This is a genomic window from Chamaesiphon polymorphus CCALA 037 (genome assembly GCF_003003845.1).
Taxonomy (GTDB): domain Bacteria; phylum Cyanobacteriota; class Cyanobacteriia; order Cyanobacteriales; family Chamaesiphonaceae; genus Chamaesiphon; species Chamaesiphon polymorphus.
In genome coordinates, this window is record NZ_PVWO01000046.1 from 1 (window position 1) to 19,963 (window position 19,963).

Annotated in this window: 21 protein-coding genes; 8 read left to right on the plus strand and 13 right to left on the minus strand. The window is 47.2% G+C overall.

Translation table 11 applies throughout. The features are described 5' to 3' along the window. Window positions 1–100: 100 nt before the first annotated feature. On the minus strand, window positions 101–1,705 hold the full coding sequence (locus tag C7B77_RS05770) for a tetratricopeptide repeat-containing S1 family peptidase (protein ID WP_106301336.1): 1,605 nt from the start codon (window positions 1,703–1,705) through the stop codon (window positions 101–103). A gap of 236 nt (window positions 1,706–1,941) precedes the next feature. After that, window positions 1,942–3,657, minus strand: coding sequence for a tetratricopeptide repeat-containing S1 family peptidase (locus tag C7B77_RS05775; RefSeq protein WP_106301339.1), 1,716 nt, complete (start codon window positions 3,655–3,657; stop codon window positions 1,942–1,944). 164 nt (window positions 3,658–3,821) lie between these two features. On the opposite strand from C7B77_RS05775, the gene gcvH reads away from it, so the two are divergent. The 4 genes from gcvH (at window position 3,822) to C7B77_RS05795 (ending at window position 7,803) form a co-directional block, all read left to right on the plus strand. Continuing rightward, on the plus strand, window positions 3,822–4,211 hold the full coding sequence (gene gcvH / locus C7B77_RS05780) for a glycine cleavage system protein GcvH (RefSeq protein WP_106301341.1): 390 nt from the start codon (window positions 3,822–3,824) through the stop codon (window positions 4,209–4,211). Between the two features lie 144 nt (window positions 4,212–4,355). After that, window positions 4,356–7,280 (plus strand): aminomethyl-transferring glycine dehydrogenase, encoded by a 2,925-nt coding sequence (gcvP, locus tag C7B77_RS05785; RefSeq protein ID WP_106301344.1) that lies wholly within the window; start codon window positions 4,356–4,358, stop codon window positions 7,278–7,280. Window positions 7,281–7,352: 72 nt separating this feature from the next. After that, complete coding sequence (locus C7B77_RS05790; RefSeq protein ID WP_106301348.1) at window positions 7,353–7,565, plus strand: toxin-antitoxin system, antitoxin component, Xre family protein; 213 nt, start codon at window positions 7,353–7,355, stop codon at window positions 7,563–7,565. Further along, the gene (locus C7B77_RS05795) at window positions 7,552–7,803 is read left to right on the plus strand and encodes a hypothetical protein (RefSeq protein ID WP_146138203.1); all 252 of its coding nucleotides are present in this window, start codon (window positions 7,552–7,554) and stop codon (window positions 7,801–7,803) included. The genes C7B77_RS05790 and C7B77_RS05795 overlap by 14 nt, the downstream gene beginning before the upstream one ends. 34 nt (window positions 7,804–7,837) lie before the next feature. Here C7B77_RS05795 and C7B77_RS05800 read toward each other — a convergent pair whose 3' ends face one another. From C7B77_RS05800 to btpA, 11 genes are all read right to left on the minus strand, one after another. Further along, window positions 7,838–8,035 carry a DUF6887 family protein gene (locus C7B77_RS05800; RefSeq protein ID WP_106301356.1) on the minus strand — a complete coding sequence of 66 codons (198 nt, stop codon included), beginning with the start codon at window positions 8,033–8,035 and terminating at the stop codon, window positions 7,838–7,840. Further along, window positions 8,032–8,220 (minus strand): DUF6888 family protein, encoded by a 189-nt coding sequence (locus tag C7B77_RS31845; RefSeq protein WP_106301359.1) that lies wholly within the window; start codon window positions 8,218–8,220, stop codon window positions 8,032–8,034. Before C7B77_RS31845 ends, C7B77_RS05800 begins: the two co-directional genes overlap by 4 nt. A gap of 178 nt (window positions 8,221–8,398) precedes the next feature. Continuing rightward, complete coding sequence (locus C7B77_RS05810; RefSeq protein WP_106301364.1) at window positions 8,399–8,833, minus strand: NUDIX hydrolase; 435 nt, start codon at window positions 8,831–8,833, stop codon at window positions 8,399–8,401. Then, entirely contained in the window at window positions 8,833–9,204 is a 372-nt protein-coding gene (locus C7B77_RS05815) for a DUF2237 family protein (RefSeq protein WP_106301367.1), read from the minus strand. Before C7B77_RS05815 ends, C7B77_RS05810 begins: the two co-directional genes overlap by 1 nt. 22 nt (window positions 9,205–9,226) lie before the next feature. Beyond that, on the minus strand, window positions 9,227–9,667 hold the full coding sequence (locus tag C7B77_RS05820) for a GNAT family N-acetyltransferase (RefSeq protein WP_106301370.1): 441 nt from the start codon (window positions 9,665–9,667) through the stop codon (window positions 9,227–9,229). A 1-nt stretch (window position 9,668) separates the two neighbouring features. Continuing rightward, window positions 9,669–9,863: a sulfur carrier protein ThiS gene (gene thiS, locus C7B77_RS31000; protein WP_281261338.1), complete on the minus strand. Its 195-nt coding sequence runs from the start codon at window positions 9,861–9,863 to the stop codon at window positions 9,669–9,671. A gap of 248 nt (window positions 9,864–10,111) precedes the next feature. Beyond that, entirely contained in the window at window positions 10,112–11,170 is a 1,059-nt protein-coding gene (locus C7B77_RS05830; protein ID WP_106301377.1) for a thiamine phosphate synthase, read from the minus strand. A gap of 163 nt (window positions 11,171–11,333) precedes the next feature. Then, the gene (locus tag C7B77_RS05835; RefSeq protein WP_106301382.1) at window positions 11,334–12,188 is read right to left on the minus strand and encodes a DsbA family protein; all 855 of its coding nucleotides are present in this window, start codon (window positions 12,186–12,188) and stop codon (window positions 11,334–11,336) included. Window positions 12,189–12,292: 104 nt separating this feature from the next. After that, on the minus strand, window positions 12,293–12,841 hold the full coding sequence (locus C7B77_RS05840; RefSeq protein WP_106301386.1) for a thioredoxin domain-containing protein: 549 nt from the start codon (window positions 12,839–12,841) through the stop codon (window positions 12,293–12,295). A gap of 154 nt (window positions 12,842–12,995) precedes the next feature. Continuing rightward, window positions 12,996–13,940, minus strand: coding sequence for a vitamin K epoxide reductase family protein (locus C7B77_RS05845; RefSeq protein WP_106301389.1), 945 nt, complete (start codon window positions 13,938–13,940; stop codon window positions 12,996–12,998). A 117-nt stretch (window positions 13,941–14,057) separates the two neighbouring features. Continuing rightward, window positions 14,058–14,906 carry a photosystem I biogenesis protein BtpA gene (btpA, locus tag C7B77_RS05850; protein ID WP_106301392.1) on the minus strand — a complete coding sequence of 283 codons (849 nt, stop codon included), beginning with the start codon at window positions 14,904–14,906 and terminating at the stop codon, window positions 14,058–14,060. Between the two features lie 428 nt (window positions 14,907–15,334). On the opposite strand from btpA, the gene rimO reads away from it, so the two are divergent. From rimO to C7B77_RS05870, 4 genes are all read left to right on the plus strand, one after another. Further along, entirely contained in the window at window positions 15,335–16,654 is a 1,320-nt protein-coding gene (gene rimO, locus C7B77_RS05855) for a 30S ribosomal protein S12 methylthiotransferase RimO (RefSeq protein ID WP_106301396.1), read from the plus strand. 393 nt (window positions 16,655–17,047) lie between these two features. After that, entirely contained in the window at window positions 17,048–18,610 is a 1,563-nt protein-coding gene (locus C7B77_RS05860) for a DEAD/DEAH box helicase (protein WP_106301399.1), read from the plus strand. 532 nt (window positions 18,611–19,142) lie between these two features. Continuing rightward, complete coding sequence (locus tag C7B77_RS05865; protein WP_106301402.1) at window positions 19,143–19,697, plus strand: RNA recognition motif domain-containing protein; 555 nt, start codon at window positions 19,143–19,145, stop codon at window positions 19,695–19,697. Window positions 19,698–19,734: 37 nt separating this feature from the next. Beyond that, a complete protein-coding gene (locus C7B77_RS05870; RefSeq protein WP_106301405.1) occupies window positions 19,735–19,914 on the plus strand; it encodes a hypothetical protein in 180 nt (59 codons plus the stop codon). Window positions 19,915–19,963: the final 49 nt, after the last annotated feature.

A 19,963-nucleotide genomic window follows, 5' to 3' on the forward strand; every position in this document is an offset into this window, starting at 1 on the left:
GTGGGGGAGGGGGAGATAGAGAGACGCTTGCGTCCAAAAATTCACTATCCACTATCCACTATCCACTATCCACTATTCACTATTCACTATTCACTACCCATTACCCCTTACCCTTGGAACCAATCCGGCGGATCTCGGTCAAAATCCGATTGTAGCTGGCAGTTTGGCCTTGGCGTTTAAATCGGTTGGCGGCTTTTTTTAAGTCTAGAAGTGCGGTTTTTTTATCGCCTAATTTAGCTTTAATTAAGCCGCGATTGGCGTAAGCTTTGGCATTGCTACCATCGAGAGCGATCGCCCGATCGAAATCCTCGATCGCGCCTTTCTCGTCTGCCGTTTTCGATCTGGCAATTCCGCGATTGCTATAGTTAGCGGCATTTTTGGGATTGAGGGCAATCGCACGGGTGAAACTCTCGATCGCGCCTTTGGTATCTCCGAGTTCGGCTTTAACCAGTCCGAGATTTTCGTGCGCTTCGATATGATTAGGATCGATCTCGATCGCCCGACTTAGGTCTGCTAATTTGCCTTTATTATCGCCCAAGATCGCCTTAAGATTGCCCCGACTCAAGTAAGCGAGAGCGAAGGTAGAATCTAGCGAAATCGCCCGATTGAAGTCCTCCAGCGCGCTTTTGGGGTTATTCAGAGCGGCTTTGGCATTGCCCCGATTGTGATAGGCTCTAGCATTAGTAGAATCTAGCGAAATCGACCGATTGAAGTCTTCGATCGCTCCTTTTTTGTCGCCGAAATCGGACTTAGTATAGCCCCGATTATTATAAACATTAGAGTCATTCAGCTTGAGCGCAATTGCGCGGTTATAATCCTCGATCGCATCGCGATTGCGTAACATCGTCTTGGCAACACCACGTTTATAATACAGCCGCGCATTTTGGGAATCGAGGAAGATTGCCTGATTCAGATCGGCTAACATCCCCCGATAGTCACCTTTGCTTTCTTTTTGCAATGCACTAAAAATCAGATCGTCTACTGGTTTCGATCGAGTTGCTAATGTCGCGGGTGCGTACCCTCTAATTCCGGCGGTGGTAGCGAGTTTGGTAAAGGTATTAATTGTAATCCCCAGATTGTAGCCAGTTTCGACGCCGACATTCCGATCGATCTTGGTACTGATATCTCTTTGCCCGTGAATTGCCACCACTTCGCCGCGATCGTTCCAGACGGGGCCGCCACTGTGTCCTGGTAGCGTATTATTACTATAAATTAGCGAGTAACTCTGACTCTGTTGTTTGTTGGGTGGATTCGCGATCGTATCCCCTTTGACAAAGGTAAATACTGGCGATCCGGCACTAGACAATAGAAAACCAGATACATAAATAGGCTCGCCAGCTTCGACTCGATCGGAATTAGCAATTAGTTTGGCAACTGGATAATTCTTGTTACTAGTAAAACTAACCAGTGCGAGATCGATATTATTGGGAAAAGTTTTTACCTCTGTGACTCGGTAGCTAGTGTCATCTGGAGCGACGATCTCACAACCACTTTTTTTTACCGCACGAGCTACCGTCAGCACTGTGTAAATATTCGCATTCTTCTGGACGATCGCGCCAGAAGCAATGTCGCACTTAGCAATTTGAACGGTGGATTGTTTGGCGATCTGCTGCACTTCAACTGACGGTAAAGCTACCGCAGGTGAAATATAGCTAACGAGGGTTATCGAGCCAAATAGTGCCGTTGGCAACAGGTAATTTTTCATTTTCACACCAAATATCCGATCGTCAACTATTATCGCGCAAGCACTACGAGGATTGCCATTGCTAGCGATCGACTACCTGCGAACCGAGATCCTTTGATTTATTTATACTTTGCACGGTCGTAATTTGAGCTAATCACACTCTTACCTACCCTCTACCCTCTACCCTCTACCCTCTAACCAAAAAGCGCAAGCTATGCCCGTGCAAAGTATATCTGTTTGTAGCAATGTTCTAGATATTAAGAACCAACCCGTTCGATCGATTTCATTATAAATTTGTAGTCATTTAGTTGCCCCTGTTGCTGATAGATTTTGGCTGCTTTACGCCAATCAGAAACTGCTCCTTTTTTATCCCCTAACTGATATTTGATACTGCCACGTCTGATGTAGGTGGGAGTATGCTTGGGATTGAGAGTGCTAGAGCGATCGAAATCCGCGACAGCTCCCTTGATATCGCCTAGTTGCTCTTTAGTATTAGCGCGGTGGTAGTATGCTTCGGCAAAATTAGGAGCGAGCGCAATTGCCTGGTTATAATCCTCGATCGCTCCTTTCTTATCGTTAAATTCATCTTTCGCACGAGCGCGGCGGAAGTAAGCACTAGCATCTTTAGGATTGCGAGCGACGGCACTGTTATAACTATCGATCGAGATTGCTGCTCGGACAGATTCCGATTTGGCTAATGATGGATCGATCGCAATGGCACGATTGTAATCCTCGATCGCGGCTTTGGTATCTCCTAATTTATATTGAGCATTACCGCGTCTAATATACACCCAAGGGTTTGAATCGTTAGGGAGAGAGAGGATCTTACTATAGTCTGCAATGGCTCCTTGGTTATCGCCTAACTGATACCTAATAAATCCACGGTTATAGTAAGCATCAATATTACTAGGATCGATTTCAATGGCATGGCTGTAATCTGCGACTGCTCCTTTGTTATCCCCGATCCACTCTTTAGCGTAACCTCTTTTATAGTAAAAATTAGTGGCGTTAGGATCGATCTCAATTGCACGGCTGTAATCTTCGATCGCACCTTGATTATTGCGTAAATTAAACTTGGCATTACCACGATTGTAGTAAAGTAGAGCGTTTTGTGGATTGAGTTTAATCGCCCGTTCGAGATCGGCTAACATGCCACGGTAGTCACCTTTACGCTCCTTTTGCGCCGCACTGGCAACCAGATCGTCTACAGGTTTTGGTTTTGCTGTTGCTACGACAGGGGTATATTCGCTCAGTCCTACTGCTATAGCGAGTTTGGTAAATGTATTGACCGGAATTCCTAGATTACTACCAGTTTTAATCCTTACACCGTCGTTGATTGTCTCTTGAAGCTTGGTATCGACATCGCCCCTTCCGTGGATCGCAATTAATTGACCGCGATCGTTCCAGACGGGGCCGCCACTGTGTCCTGGCAGTGTATTATTACTATAAATCATCGAGTAGCCATTACCTTGCTCGATGGTGCTACTATTGCTCATCATTTCCCCTTTGACGAACATAAAAATAGATTGGGAGATCGCTGTAGATAACGGAAAACCAGATACATAGATAGTTTCGCCTGCTTCGACTCGCTCTGAATTGTCGATGAGCTTGGCGACTGGGTAGTTTTTATCGCTAACGAACGTGAATACAGCAAGATCGACTTTATTCGGAAACAGCTTTACCTGTGAGATCGGATATTTAGTATTATCTGGTGCCACCATCTGACAACCACGCTTCTGAAAATTGTGTGCCACTGTCAGCACGGTATAAGTATTGCCATTTTTCCGAATAATTACCCCAGAGCCAAAGAGATCGCATCCAGAGATCTCAATGGTAGTTTGCTTGGCAATGCGTTGGACTTCTACTGGTGAAAGAGCTACCGCAGGCGAGATCCAGCTAAATAGAGCGATCGCCAATAGCGTACCGGAGGTAATCGATCCCAACTGTGCGATTGGCAACAGGTAATTTTTCATCTTCAGCAAAATATCTGATTTTCTTAGAATACTAACATTCAAGTAGTACGCGATCTCTATCGACCGCTGCTGACATCAAGCTGTTCGATTCTCGTACCGTGAGGCTATGCCAACGAACCATAAATCGCTATGCTAGAGCTTAAAGTCGATCGAGAGCAAGCAATATGAGCCTACAATATCCCGATAATTTCCGTTATACAGATTCCCACGAATACGTAGAATTAACCGCAGACACCGCCAAAGTCGGCGTCAGTGCCTTTGCCGTCGATCAATTAGGCGATATCGTATTTGTCGATTTACCAGAAGTTGGCGACACGATTGTCAAAGGTAGTGCGTTTGGCACGATCGAATCTGTCAAAGCTGTCGAAGATCTCAAAGCTCCAATTAGCGGTACAGTCACCAAACGCAACGATGCTGCGATCGATGCACCAGAAATAATTAGTACCGATCCTTATACTGCTGGCTGGCTGCTAGAAGTCCGAGTCGAAGATGCAAACCAACTCGATGGCACATTTTCAGCGGCTGAATATCGCGCTAAAGTCGAAGGAGCTTAAGAAAACGTCTACTTTGGGGCATAATAGATCGACGCTCGCGTTAAGAGAGGATACTAACAAGTTGACAAAAACATCGATCCATAGTACCAAAAGCTAGCTAAATCCATTACATTTAAATACAGTATTCTCACTACTTTGATTTCTATGACCCAATCTCTAGATCGGTTGACTGCGGCGAATATCTCTAGTGCGACGGAAGCCAATCCTTGGGCAGATGCTGAGTTTATTCAACGGCATATCGGGCCGCGATCGCTAGATCTCGACAAGATGCTGGAGGTATTGGGTGTAGCTAGTTTGGCTGAGTTAATCGATCGCACGGTACCAGCCGCGATTAAAATGCAGCAGCCTTTGGCAATTGAAACGGTAAAAAGCGAACATACCGTATTAAATAATCTCAGACAAATTGCTGCTAAAAATCAAGTTTTTCGCTCGTATATTGGCATGGGATATGCTAATTGCATCACTCCCACTGTCATCCAACGCAATATATTAGAAAATCCAGGTTGGTATACTCAATATACGCCCTATCAACCAGAAATTTCGCAAGGAAGATTGGAAGCTCTACTCAACTATCAGACCGTAATTATGGATCTGACGGGGATGGCGATCGCGAATGCGTCATTACTCGATGAAGGTACGGCAGCGGCTGAAGCGATGTCGATGAGTTATGGGATTCAGAAGACAAAGTTTAATACTTTCTGGGTATCCGAAGCTTGCCATCCGCAAACGATCGATGTGATTAGAACTCGCGCTATTCCCTTAGGAATTGAAGTCGTAGTTGGCGACCACAAAAATATCGATTTCAGCCAACAAATATTTGGGATGTTATTGCAATATCCTGCTACCGATGGAGCTGTTTACGACTACCAAGAAGTAATCGAACAGGCTCACAAAGCAGGCGCGATCGTCACCGTCGCCGCCGATTTACTCAGCCTTACCTTACTCAAACCACCCGGCGAATTTGGTGCCGATATCGTCGTCGGCAATACCCAAAGGTTCGGCGTACCATTAGGTTACGGTGGGCCACATGCTGCCTATTTTGCCACCAAAGATGCTTACAAACGTCAAATCCCCGGTCGGTTAGTCGGCGTATCCAAAGATAAACGGGGTAAAACTGCCCTGCGTCTAGCACTCCAAACTCGCGAACAACACATCCGCCGCGATAAAGCCACCAGTAATATTTGTACCGCCCAAGTTCTGCTAGCAATTATGGCAGGAATGTATGCGGTGTATCATGGCCCCGAAGGTTTGAAATCGATCGCGACCCGCATTCACAATCTGACTACGACCCTCGCCACTGGTCTAACTAAATTAGGTTACTCGATCGGCGATGCACCATATTTCGATACTCTTCAAGTTAAAACACCCGATCGGGCTAACGACATTTTAGAGCGGGCAACATCCCAAAAAGTTAATCTCAGACCGATCGATCTCAATAACGTCGGTATTTCCCTCGACGAAACCACCACACCTGCCGATGTGATGGACTTATGGCGAATTTTTGCACAAGACAAAGCACTCGATTTTACCTTCTCCGAAATCGATGGTAATAACTCCCCCTCCACCATCCAAGCTTCAACCCTCGCCCGCACCTCCGAGTATCTAACTCACCCCGTCTTCAATATCTACCACTCCGAAACCGAATTGCTGCGGTATATTACCCGCCTGCAATCCAAAGATTTATCGCTCGCCCAAGCGATGATTCCCCTCGGTTCCTGCACCATGAAACTCAACGCCACCTCCGAGATGGTACCCGTAACTTGGGCAGAATTCGGGCAAATTCACCCCTTCGCCCCCGTCGAACAGGCACAAGGGTATCAAGTGTTATTTGACGACCTCGAACGCTGGTTGGCCGAAATTACGGGCTTTGATTCGATCTCGCTCCAACCCAATGCCGGATCTCAAGGCGAATATGCCGGACTCCTCGTCATCCGCGAATATCACCAACAACGCGGCGATGTCGATCGCAATGTCTGCCTGATCCCCCAATCCGCCCACGGCACCAACCCCGCCAGCGCAGTCATGGCCGGGATGCAAGTAGTTCCGATCGCCTGCGACAATGATGGCAACATCGACATCGAAGATCTCCGCGCCAAAGCCACAAAATATGCGGACAAATTAGCCGCCTTGATGGTAACTTACCCCTCCACCCACGGCGTATTTGAAGAGGGCATCGTCGAAATTTGCTCGATCGTTCACGAGTACGGCGGCCAAGTCTATATGGATGGAGCCAACCTCAATGCCCAAGTCGGTTTGTGTCGCCCTGGCGACTTTGGAGCCGATGTCTGTCACCTCAACCTCCACAAAACCTTCTGCATCCCCCACGGCGGCGGCGGCCCTGGCATGGGTCCGATCGGTGTCATGGCACACCTTACCCCCTATCTCCCCACCCACAAAGTTATCCCCATGGGCGGCACCCAGGGCATTGGAGCCGTCTCCGCCGCTCCTTGGAGTAGCGCGAGCATTTTACCGATTTCTTGGGTCTACATCGCCCTTATGGGTGGAGCTGGTCTGAAATTAGCCACCGAAGTTGCGATCCTCAGTGCCAACTACATCGCCAAACGCTTAGAAAATCACTACTCAGTCCTCTACAAAGGCACCAACGGCTTCGTCGCCCACGAGTGCATCCTCGACCTGCGGGAGTTCAAAAAGACTGCCGACATCGAAGTCGATGACATCGCCAAACGCCTGATCGACTACGGTTTCCATCCCCCCACCGTCTCCTGGCCAGTCGCTGGAACGGTAATGGTAGAGCCAACCGAAAGCGAATCCCTCGCCGAACTCGACAGGTTCTGCGATGCCATGATCGCCATCCGCGAAGAAATCCGCGAAATCGAAATCGGCAATGTGGATAAACAAAATAACGCCCTGAAAAACGCCCCACACACGATCGTCGATCTAGTCGATACTAATTGGGATCGTCCCTACAGTCGGGAGCAAGCGGTATTCCCCGTTCCTGGGTTGCAGGACTATAAGTTCTGGCCAGCGGTAGGCCGGATCGATCAAGCTTATGGCGACAGGAATCTAGTCTGTTCTTGTCTGCCAATGGATGCTTATACCCAAGAGTAATCGCCCGAAAATCCCCTCCCGAGAGGGGATTTGCACGCGGAGAATTAAAGATAAAGATCGAGAGAGTTAAAGATGAATGCAAATATAGTCGAGCAAAGATTAATTGAAAAGATCCGTAAACTTTCGTCAACACGAATTGTAGAAATAGAAGATTTTATAGATTTTTTGTCTCAACGAGACGATCGATCTGATGCGAATCTAACACTTGCTGCTAGCAAGCTTTCAGAAGCATCTTTTTCAAAGATCTGGGACAATCCCGAAGATGCCGTGTATGATGACTTATAAATTCGGCGATGTCATTCTCGTTCCTTTTCCATTTACAGATGGAATCTGCCAAAATGTTGCTGTTGACGAGTTTTCAGGCGATGCTTCGATAAGCGACGATCTCGACAGAGATAATTTTATTCCCGATCCTCCAGATGCAGATAATCCTTCCAATTTTGCTTACTGGGTTAGTTCTAGCGATCGATCGGAAACGCAGCTACAAGTTCAGAAATCAAAATCCTGGTGGAAAATTTGGTAAAAAGAATGCTGTAAGGTGGGTGCTGTCCACCGCTTTAATCATTGATGTTTCTCTGTTTAAAAACTTGAATTAGATCGACAATTTGTTCGGTATCTTCTGGTTGATACCATTGGGGATTGGGATTAGCATAAATACGATCGGCTAGAGCTTCAAAAGCCTCTGTATCTTCTCGATGCTCTAATACATAAGCGCGTAATTCAGATTTAGTCATTACATTGAAGTCAGGTTTCATAACTCAAATCTCCACTTGCCATTGGGAAAAACTACTATTTCTATCTCTTCGCCTACCAATATGATGAGATTTTTAGTTCTGTCATCGATTCTCACCATTTGAATCGATTGGTACATGCTAGTGACGTTGTGGCACAATCTTAAACCCACTATTGCCTGTTCGGTTGTGAACAATAGATCTGCCACTATTAATTCTGTTCTCTGCTCTGTTCAATTATATGGAGATTAATCCATTGTTCCCATCCTGCTTTGTTCTCTTGGGCATAATGAAGAGCAGCTTTGGCTTGCTGTGTTAACTCGATCGAGGTTAAATTAATTCGGATAAATCGTCCTGTCATATAGTCTGACGATTGACTAATTGTAGCTATCCCCACCATTCGATAAAATCCATCATAATCTGTTGGTGTACTGGCCCGAGCGGACGTTCTTCACCTGCGATCGCCGAATAGGCAAATCCCGCCTCAATTTGCACCGGACTGAGCAGTCCTAAATCCCAACCTTCACCAAGTACTAATTTATCGATCTCTACCGTCAACGGCGCGTAGAAAATATGTCGGATCACGCGATCGTCGCTATAACAGCCAAACTTTTTGGGTTCGGTAATTTGATAGCCGATTTCCTCCAATATTTCCCGCTCTACAGCAAGTTCGGGAGTTTCATCCGGCTCGATATGTCCGCCAAACAAACCCCACAAACCTGGATAAAGAATCGTTGGAATATTGTCCCGCAATTGCATTAGGAACTTCCCCTCGTGGGGTAGAATCGCGATCGCTACTTCAATCGGTAAATTACCACTCATCAGGAAATTGCATGTTGTTGAAGATCTGCCAAACTAACAAACTTCAGCGCGCTACTATGTGTGGCGGCTAAATCCACGGGTGGTGCGACACCATCATCTAGAGCTTGTTTCCACCGCGATGCACACAGACACCATTTATCCCCAGGCTTTAAACCCGGAAAGTTGGCAGCAGGAACGGGGGTGCTCAGATCGTTGCCCTGTGCTTTAGTATACGTCAAAAATTCAGCAGTAACGCGCGCGCACACCACATGCGTACCCCGATCTTGAGGGCCAGTCGCACAGACACCCGTGCGAAAAAATCCAGTCATTGGTGAGGTACAACAAATCTCAAGTTCGGTACCCAGAACATTTCGATCGGGATTAGGGTTCATAATTCAAAGTCTATCTTCCTGACTACAAAGACAGCGTATATTGATGAAACTCTTCATTCTTAATATATCCCAACGAACGATAAAGAGATCGAGCGGCAGTGTTAGCAACTTGTGTCGATAAGATAATGCGAATTGCGGCTGTTTCCCGCCCAAAATTCTCTACCGCACCCATTAGCGATCTGGCAACACCCCGATTCCGGTAAGCTTCACTGACGAATAAATCGTTTAAAATCCAGACGGGTTTCATGGCAACTGATGAAAAGCTAGGGTAAAGCTGCGTAAATCCCACTGTTTGTCCTTCGATCCGCGCGACAAAGATCCGAGCATCACTTCGATCGAAACGTTGTTTTAAGAAATTGCGAGCAGCTTCGAGATCTGATGGCTGCTGATAAAAAATTCGATAGCAATCGAACAATTTGGCGATCTCGTCGAGATCCTCGATCCCCGCTAGATTAATTTCCATCCTAACCACCACCAACGATCGTCACAATTTCTAATCGATCGTGAGGTTTAATTTCTGTCTCATCCCAAAACTGCCGATGCAAAATTTCCCCGTTATATTCCACTGCCAAAAGTCTGGGATTGAGACCCATTTGCACTAATAGTTGGGGTAGAGTTGTCTGAGGCAAACAGGTATGAGCTTCGCCATTTACTTGCAATTCGACTCGATCGGGTCTTGGAGATACTTCGACTACGCTCGGTACGAGTTGGGGGCTGGGGATTGAGAATTCGGCCTCTATACTCGTTGGCGATAAATTATCCCCGTGATGTTGTCGATCGTCAACCATAAAATTACCCCCAAAATTCCTGAATTTTCTAACCTCTAAACCCTAAAGCCTAATACCTAAAGCCTAATACCTAAAGCCTAAAGCCTAATACCTAATACCTAAAGCCTAACGCCTAACGCCTAAACCCTAGCCCCTACCTGCGGAACTCGATTTAACATTCCCAGACAAAACTGCACTGCATGAGTGGGATTTTCGGCATTCATAATCGCGCGCACCATCGCGACTCCAGGCGCACCAGCTTTGAGCACATCATCCAGATTGGTATTATCGATCCCACCGATCGCAAACCATGGTACGGTCGCATTTTTAGCGGCGTGTTGAACGTATTCTAGTCCTGCGGCAGCTTTGCCAGCTTTGGTAGGTGTTTCATAGACTGGCCCGACGCCGATATAGTCTGCACCTTCTTTGATGGCGCGTTCCATTTCCTCTGGGTTAGTTGTCGATCTGCCGACGATTTTTTGCGTGCCGAGGATTTGGCGAGCTAGCGCGATCGAGATATCTTGTTGCCCCAAATGGACGCCATCGGCATCGGCGGCTAGTGCTAAATCTACCCGATCGTTAAGAATAAATAACGCCCCATAATGATGGCAGAGTTGACACATCTGTTTGGCGATCGCCAATCGATCGATATCGTTATTTTGCTTATCACGATATTGTACTAAAGTCAACCCTCCTTGCAAAGCTGCTTCCACGCGCAGGAGTAGATCTGGGGCGGCTGATGTGACTAAATACAAGCGTGCATTAGCGAGCAATTGGCGGCGGCGATAGGTGAGGAGGTTGCTTTCGAGGGCATATACTCGGTAGCGCATCTGTTTGGAGCCGCTACTGACGCTGGGTGAGTAGAGTTTGCCATATTCTTCGATGACCCGTAAGGCTTCTTGCACCCGGCAGAGATTTGCTTGGAGCAGTTGTTCGATCCCCGTGCGTTGCTCCTCGCGGGGATGACTCAGTGCGGTACCCACATCTCTAGCGGTATCCCGCGCCGCACGAATTTCTGGCGTATGCCACATTCCTAATTCCTGACGCATTTGTTTGCACTCGTTTGCCATCGCCTGATGATTGAGGGCAAATCGACACCATTCTTCAATAATTCGCAATCCCTCCCGCGCTCGATCGAAATTTGCATCTAAAATGCGCCAGACAGCAGGTTGCATCAAAGTTAGAGAGGTATCGTTCATAAGAGTGGGAGAGATGGAATAGGGGATAGAGGATAGTGAGTAGTGAATGATGGTTAAACGCTGTGTCGATCGATATTTAACAGCAAGAACGAGTTTAATATCTCATTGTTAATTCTGACGTCCTGCAATCCACTATCCACTATTCACTATCCACCGATCGAAACTATTTTTTCGTAACTTGTGCCAAAGCTTTTTCTAAATCGGCTAACGACGCTGCTCCAGTGACGACTTCCCCATTCAAAATAAATGTCGGGGTACCATCAACGCCCAGTTTGCGTCCAAGTTTGAAATCTTCGACGATCGCATCATCGGCGATTTTACGATCGGCATTAAATTTCTTGAGATCTAGTTTGAGCGCATTAGCTGTTTCTACATAAAAACCTTCACCTAATTTAGCTTGATTGGCATATAAAGCATCGTGATATTCCCAGAATTTACCTTGTTTGTTGGCTGCCCAGGCAGCGCGAGCTGCTGGTAAAGCTTCTGGATGAATTTGGGTAAGCGGAAAATACTTATAAACTAGGGTAACTTTATCCTTATGCTTTGTCATAAATTGTTTGACATTGCGATCGGCTGTGGCACAAAATGGGCATTGGAAATCCGAGAATGCTACCATTACGATCTGCCGTTGGCTCGCGCCAGTTGTTGGGGAATTGCCAATTAAGGCTTTGGTATTCCGCCGCGCTTGCTTGAGTGCTTCAGCCTGAGCTTTTTGCTCTTTTTGTTGTTGCTCTAGGGCGTATTTTTGTAAAACTTCGAGCAAAACATCTGGATTGCGGCGAATTACTTCGAGAATTTGTTTTTCTAGTTGTGGAGTTACTTTTACCGATTGAGCGAGGCGAGTTTCGCTAGCAAGAGGGGGGATGAGTTGCTCTGCGGCAATAGACTTGTCCGCAGCGACGATCGGATCGATGAGATCGCTCTGGCTGGCTGCTTGGGCGGGCATGGCACCTAACATCAAAGATGAAAGTACTAATGATAAAATTGGCAACCGCCACAAATTGAGTAAATAATTCATTTTCTGTAGATCGGGGTGATATCGATACAATTATCTTAATGCCAACCGCGATCGCGCGCGTCAGCCAAATTAATTCTGATATAGTTTACCAAATAAATTGATATTTACTTCTGATACTTAAAATCTGTCGATCCTTGATAACCGGACATTTTAGCAAGTTCTTTGAGATCTTTAGTACCGGGATAATATCGACCGTCGATCTCCCAAGTTGGAAACATTTTAATATTATTTTGTTTGCATAGCTTACGTTGGGAATTTTCGCCATCAGCGGCACACTCAATATAGGTTAATTTTGCTGCCGCTGTAGCTCCAAATAAAGCTTTTTGCTTATGACAATGATCGCACCAATAAGCACCATAAAATTTAACATTTTTGGCTGCTAAATATTCTACTAGTGCCGTTTCTGCCGCTCCAGAAACTGTATCGACTTTAATCGATTTACTCTGGTTATCGAGCGGCTTAGGAGGATTATTACCGCTCGGTGGGACATCTAAACTAGGTGCTGGCGTGACAGTTGGCACTGATGGCTCGGGCACTGATGGGTTGGGTTGAGCGCGGACTCCCGATCCGGTTAGTATACCGATCGTGAGGCTGAGTGCCACAGATTTGGCTACCTTGGCGGCAGTAGATTCTAATAACAATTTTGAACGCATTCAGTAAAAGTGAGTGGTATTTAGCAATTATTAAAATATATAAACTATTTGTGTCGATCGCACAAGTTGCTAATTGACACAAATCTAGATCCACACACTTTTAGCTTAGGAGAGCGCATCTAATCCGTCAGTAAATCTCCGCTTGTAATTGAGGTTATCTGGTGAACAATCGATCGTATTTGAAATCAGTGTTGCCCTTATAACCAGTTAATTCCGCAAGTTTTGCCAATTTCTTCACACCAGTATCGGGCTTCCCATTGATGCTCCAAGTTGGGAATCCTTTAATACCAGCTTGAGTGCATACTTGTGGCTGAGGGTTCTTTTTGGCATCGGCAGCACATTCAATATTAGGAACCTGTTCCCAAGCTTCCTTGCCAAATAACTGTTTCTGTTCGTAGCAATGTGGGCACCAATAAGCACTATACATTTTCGCACCCGTGCTAGTAAGATGTTTGGCTAGCTCGATCTCCGCAGGCCCTGATGTCGATTTAATTTCCCAACCGATCCCCGGTTCCGGAGCCGTAGTCGGTGCGAGCGATTTGAGTTCGCCACCGACTGCCGTATTGTAAAGTATCAATGAGACGACGATCGCCGCTAAACCTGCTGCGGTTCCTGAAAACACCAGTTGACCGATATCGTCCCAATCTCGACCGAAAATAGTCAATCCCAAAATTGCAAACGTAAAAATTGCCGAAGCTATACAAAACACACACGCGGCTTTAATCACAAAAGCTAACAGATACATCAGATAGCCGCTAAATACAGCCATCCCGACACTAGCAAGAAATAGTCCCAACCAAGTGAGGTTGTTAAGTTTATTGTGAGCCGCTTTATTACTTTTGGGATCGATAAGTGTGGGTGCAAATGCCATCACGGCTACGACAATATAACTAATTAAGCCCAAGCCAGTCAGTGGGAAATTACCCACATTGGCAAAGGGGCTAGCTAGCACGATCTGACAGCCTTCAGTACCACACGCACCGTTGTTACTGAGTTTTACCCATGTCAGATAGGCGGTAACGCAAATACCTAAAATTGCGATCGATCCAATTAGCAGTCGCGAGTATTGATAGATCCAGGGAACTTGACGACGTTTCATTGTATGTAGTGGATAGTGAATAGTGATTAGTGGATAGAGTGGTTAGTTATTTGTGAGCAGTGGTCAAAGGTAGCTACTATTAACACCAACTATTCACTATCTACTATCCACTATCCACTAGGAGTGAATTTTCATCGAGTCGATCGCACGGCGCACGGATTGACTGGTTAGATCCTGACGCATTGCTTCGACAAATTGACTGACGCGAATTGGGTCGATTGAGTTCTCGATTTTGCCTTGACGTTTGAGCGAACTCGATACGATCGCCCCATCGGCAAATTGCATCAGGCTATTAATATTATTGCAATCTGCACCACTACCGACAAGAATAGGAACGTCGCCAGCAGCAGCTTTGGCAATTTGGAGATCTTCGAGGCTAGGCGGCTTGCCAGTTGCCAAGCCTGAGAGAATGATGGCATCGGCTAGTCCGCGATCGATCGTGTCGCCCACTGCTGTTGTCAGATCGCTACAACTGAGGGGCTGTGCGTGTTTGACGAGGACATCTGCCAGGATTTTGACATTTGTACCCAACTCGCGGCGATAGCGGAGTAGTTCGTAAGCGCAGCCTTCGATTAAGCCTTGATCCGTTGCCATTACTCCCGAGAGCACATTGACTCGAATAAATGCCGCTCCCGTACAACTGGCGATCGCCATGGCACTAAGGCTATCATTGCGCAAGACATTGATCCCGATCGGTGCTGATACTAGTTGCATCAACCGCGACACCACCGTTGTCATTGCGCTGACTACCGCCGGATCGACGCGACTTTTGGGAAACGGCGCATCAAAAAAGTTCTCGACGATAATGCCATCGACACCGCCAGAAACTAGTGCGACAGCCTCTTGCTCGGCTCGATCGATAATGGCATTGAGGCTGCCACCCCAGCGCGCGGAGGTCGGCAGGGGCAGCAGGTGTACTACGCCAATAATCGGCTGAGTGGTGTTAAAAATTTGCTTTAAATTCACGGTTTGCGTTTAAATTAGGCCGCTGGCGATTACCGCACCAACTCAAGCTTGGGTATGACCAAACTGCCAGACTCCATCTTCATCTATATATTATCCACAAATTGGGCATGAGTAGCCTAACTGTCTGGAGTTAGTAGTCACTAGGACTAGACGGCGAAAATTAGGCTACCATTTATCGAGAATAGTCTCGCCGCACTCCGCGCCCCGCTTCCCGCCTAATTAATAAGATTTACACTGTAGACTGCTAGTTGCTAACTATCGGGCATTATTTATCATTTTACATTTCGCAACATTGTGATAAGATATAGAGCGAGGATTTTAAGACAGTTATCAGGTTAAATTTGGGCGGAGTGAAACCAAATGCAAGTTTGAGCTAGTAACTGAAAAAACCACCACGTTACTGCTGGAGACAAATAACTCAAGACTACATGGGCAACAAGCCGACCATTGCAATATCTCATTTAGGTTGCGAAAAAAACCGTATTGATAGCGAACACATGCTGGGTTTGCTCGTAGGGGCGGGCTATGAAGTAGATGCTGACGAAACCGCAGCAGATTATGTCATCGTCAATACTTGTAGCTTCATCGATGCTGCTAGAGCAGAATCGATCCGTACTTTGGTAGAACTTGCCGAAGCCGATAAGAAAATTGTCATCACTGGCTGCATGGCGCAGCATTTCCAAGCTGAATTACTAGCCGAAATTCCCGAAGCGGTAGCTGTCGTCGGTAGTGGTGACTATCACAAAATTGTCGATGTCATCGAACGCAGTCAAAGCGGCGAACGAGTCGTAGAAGTCAGTCCCGAACCGACTTATATCGCCGACGAATTTACACCGCGCTATCGGACGACGACTGAGGGCGTCGCTTACTTGCGCGTTGCCGAAGGCTGCGATTATGCCTGCGCTTTTTGCATCATCCCGCACCTGCGGGGCAAACAGCGATCGAGAACGATCGAATCGATCGTGGCCGAAGCACAAAGATTGGCAGATGAAGGAGTTCAGGAACTGATCCTGATCTCCCAAATTACCACCAACTATGGGATCGATATTTATGGCGAACCGAAGCTAGCCGAATTGCTGCGCGCCCTGGGCAAAGTAGACATTCCCTGGATTCGGATGCACTACGCTTACCCGACGGGATTGACTCCCAAGGTAATTGCGGCTATGCAAGAAACAGCTAACGTGCTGCCATATCTAGATCTACCCCTACAGCATTCTCATCCCGAAATCCTCCGTGCCATGAATCGCCCGTGGCAAGGACAGGTAAACGATCGCATCATCGAGCAACTCAAAACCGCTCTCCCTGATGCCGTCATGCGGACGACTCTGATCGTGGGCTTCCCTGGGGAAACCGACGAGCACTACCAACACCTCCAAGCGTTCCTGCAAAGGCACGAATTCGATCATGTTGGGGTGTTTACCTTCTCCGCAGAGGATGGAACTCCAGCCGCCACCTTGCCCCATCAATTGCCACAAGCAATAATGGACGAGCGACGCGATGGAATTATGGCGATGCAACAACCGATCTCACTGCGCCGCAATCAAGGCGAAGTCGGTAAAACGGTGGATGTCCTAATCGAACAGGAGCATCCCGAGTCGGGGTTGTTAATCGGCAGATCTGCTAGATTTGCCCCAGAAGTGGACGGATTAGTGTATGTTAGTGGGAGTGCCCGCCTTGGGTCGATTGTTCCTGCCATCATCCATGAAGCCGACCATTACGATCTCCACGGCGAGATCGTCTACCAGTAAACAGTGAAATAACGATCGGTTATCCGGCAATGCTCGGCCTCAAGGCTTGGCGTTAAAATGATAAAAGAGCGATACGAACTAAATGACTGTTAAATCCAAAATTTGAAACAAATTCTGGATTGGAGCGAAGCCTCTAGAATTCAGTAGAAAGACCGATATTATTCGACAACAATTCATCTCAGAATCTGCGGATCGCAAGCGATGCGAACATTCTGTAACTATTTAGTATTTATTTTATCAGTGTAGAATTGCAGCTAAATTCTCACTAACCCTAGACTGAATGGTTCAAATATTGGGTACGATGTTTTCCCCGGTTGATGTACTGATTAATTCCTAAATATTAGCTCCTAAAATTTCGAGACAAAATCATACCGATCCACTCAACAATAAATTATGACCGTTTCTTTCTCTAGCCTTGGACTTTCCGATCGCATCGTCACACAACTGGAAGGTCTGGGGATTACTGAACCCACCAATATTCAAGAGCAAGCCATTCCCTATCTATTAGCGGGCAAAGATGTTGTCGGCCAATCTCAAACTGGGACGGGTAAAACTGCTGCATTTTCCCTCCCGATGATCGAACGGTTGGATTGGCAACGTCCGGTCGTTCAAGCCTTGATCCTGACGCCTACTCGCGAGTTAGCGATGCAGGTTTCGGCAGCGATGAAGACCTTCTTGGGCGGCAACGAGCGTCGCTCGCCGATCTTGACTGTCTACGGCGGCCAAGCCATCGACCTGCAAATTCGTCGCTTAGAAAGCGGTGTAGCTGCGGTTGTCGGCACTCCCGGACGCGTCATCGACTTGATCGATCGCGGTCATCTGCGCTTGGGACAAGTTGAATGGTTGGTACTCGATGAAGCCGATGAAATGCTCAGTATGGGCTTTATCGACGATATCGAACTGATCTTGAGCAAATTGCCCACCGAACGCCAAACAGCGTTCTTCTCGGCGACGATGGCACCACCCATCCGCTCCTTGGTCAACCGCTTCCTCAAATCGCCCGTGACTGTCACTGTCGATCAAGTTAAAGCGGCACCTTCTAAAATTCAGCAACAAGTTTACTTCATCCCTCGCGGCTGGACTAAAGCTCAAGCTCTCCAACCCATCCTCGAACTCGAACAGCCAGAATCGGCGATTATCTTCGTGCGGACTCGTAAAGCCGCCGCAGAACTCACCAACCAACTCCAATCTGCCGGACACAGCGCGGATGAGTACCATGGGGATCTCACCCAAACCCAACGCGAACGCCTCCTGACTCGCTTCCGTAGCGACAAAGTACGTTGGATCGTGGCCACTGATATTGCTGCACGCGGTCTAGATGTCGATCATCTCAGCCACGTCATCAACTACGATCTCCCCGATAGCGTCGAGAACTACATCCACCGCATCGGTCGGACAGGTCGTGCGGGTAAAGAAGGCGTAGCCATCTCCCTGATTCACTCCCTCGATCGTCGCAAACTCCAAGCGATCGAACGTCGCGTCAAACAGTCCCTCACGGTCTGTCAGATCCCGACTCGCGCTCAAGTCGAAGCAGCTCACGTTCAGAAGATTCAAGGTAAGGTTCAAGAAGCTCTCTCCGGCGAACGGGTAGCATCCTTCTTGCCAATTATCGCCAAAATGAGCGAAGAATATGACGTGCATACTGTCGCCGCAGCAGCACTCCAACTCGTATACGACCAAACTCGCCCAGCTTGGTTGGACATGGAAGAACCCCAAATGCAAGAGCGCGATCGCGATCGTTCTTCCAACAGCTACAAACCTCGTGGCGGTAGCGATCGTCGCGGCGGTGGCGGTGGCGGTGGCGGTAAACCAGTGCTGCGCAACAACGATGGCGGTGGCGGTCGTTACGATCGTCGCGACAGCAGCCCTCGCAACGAAAGCAGCCGTTACGAGCGCGATAACAATCGCGACAACCGCGATTTCCGAGGTGGCTTTCGCAGCGAAGAACGCGTGTAATCTGCGGATGCTAAAGGAGATCGCCACTGGGGATCTCCCACTCGCCGGGATTGCCAATGTTGGCTCGACACTAAAACTTATCTAAATCGTAGTTCGTCATTGGTAACTACATCCAAACATCGATCGAAGGTGGGCAATGCCCACCTTTTAATTTGACATTTGGCTTACAAAAGCGACAATTGGCATCAGATTTTACCAAATAGATTGAGGAATTGGCGATCGTCTAGACCCAGACATGATAATTTAAATAGGGGTGTCACAAAATTTGGGAAAAAACATTAAAATATAGTGTCTAGGACACAAACTTTGCACGGGCAGATTCATCCCCAGTACTGACAACTAGCAATTGTTTCACTTTTACGGCAATTCGATTCTCCATTGAGCGGCTCCGCCTAGAAGACGATCGACTGGCGATGAATGTAACGACAGATCGCACTTCTGCGGCAGCTCTAGCTCCACCTAAAATTGAGTATCCCCCAGGGAAACTCCTGCAAGCAAGCTAATTTGATTCCACTCTGGAGGAATTTTTTATATGTCTATTCGTTTATATGTGGGCAACTTACCAAAATCTGATGTAGAACGGGATGAACTCCAAACCGTTTTTGCAGATGCTGGCGATTTAGTCTCTGTTAAAGTAATCAAAGATCGTAAGACTGGTAAATGTCGAGGATTTGGTTTTGTCACCGTCGAGACTGACGAGCAAGCCGACCAAATTATCGAAAAGTACAACGGAGCCATGTTCCAAGAGCTACCGATCAAAATCGAAAAAGCTTTACCCAAAGCCAAAGGTCAAGACGATGAAGATGGCGAATCTAGCGATTCTACCGAGCCTAGAGAGCCTAGCACCGTTCCTAAACCAAATCTTAGCAATAAAGGTAATGCTGGTAGCACTAGCACTCCTCGTCGCAGTAATGGTAGCGGCGGCAGTAAAAAAGGTGGTCGCAAGGAAGGTGCTAAAAGCACGACTAACAACAATAATAATACCTACGCTAGCAGTACCAATACCGACAGTTTCCAGCCCGATCCTCGCTGGGCTGGTAAATTAGCCGAACTCAAGGATAAATTAGCTCAATCTGGCAATCTCTAAATTTGGCGGATGCCTAAATCGAGATGACAGACTGCAATTGCTTGCAGGTAAATATACTTATTGCTGGAATCGCAAGGTTCTGGCAATTTTTTTGTGGGAAGTGGATGGGTGGATGGGTGGATGGGTGGATGAGTGGATGAGTGGATGGGTGGACGGGTGGATGGGTGGATGGGTAATGGATAGCTCTAAAGCCTACCGCCTAAAGCCTAAAGCCTAAAACCTAAAACCTAAAGCCTAAAACCTAAAGCCTAAAGCCTAACCTGGAT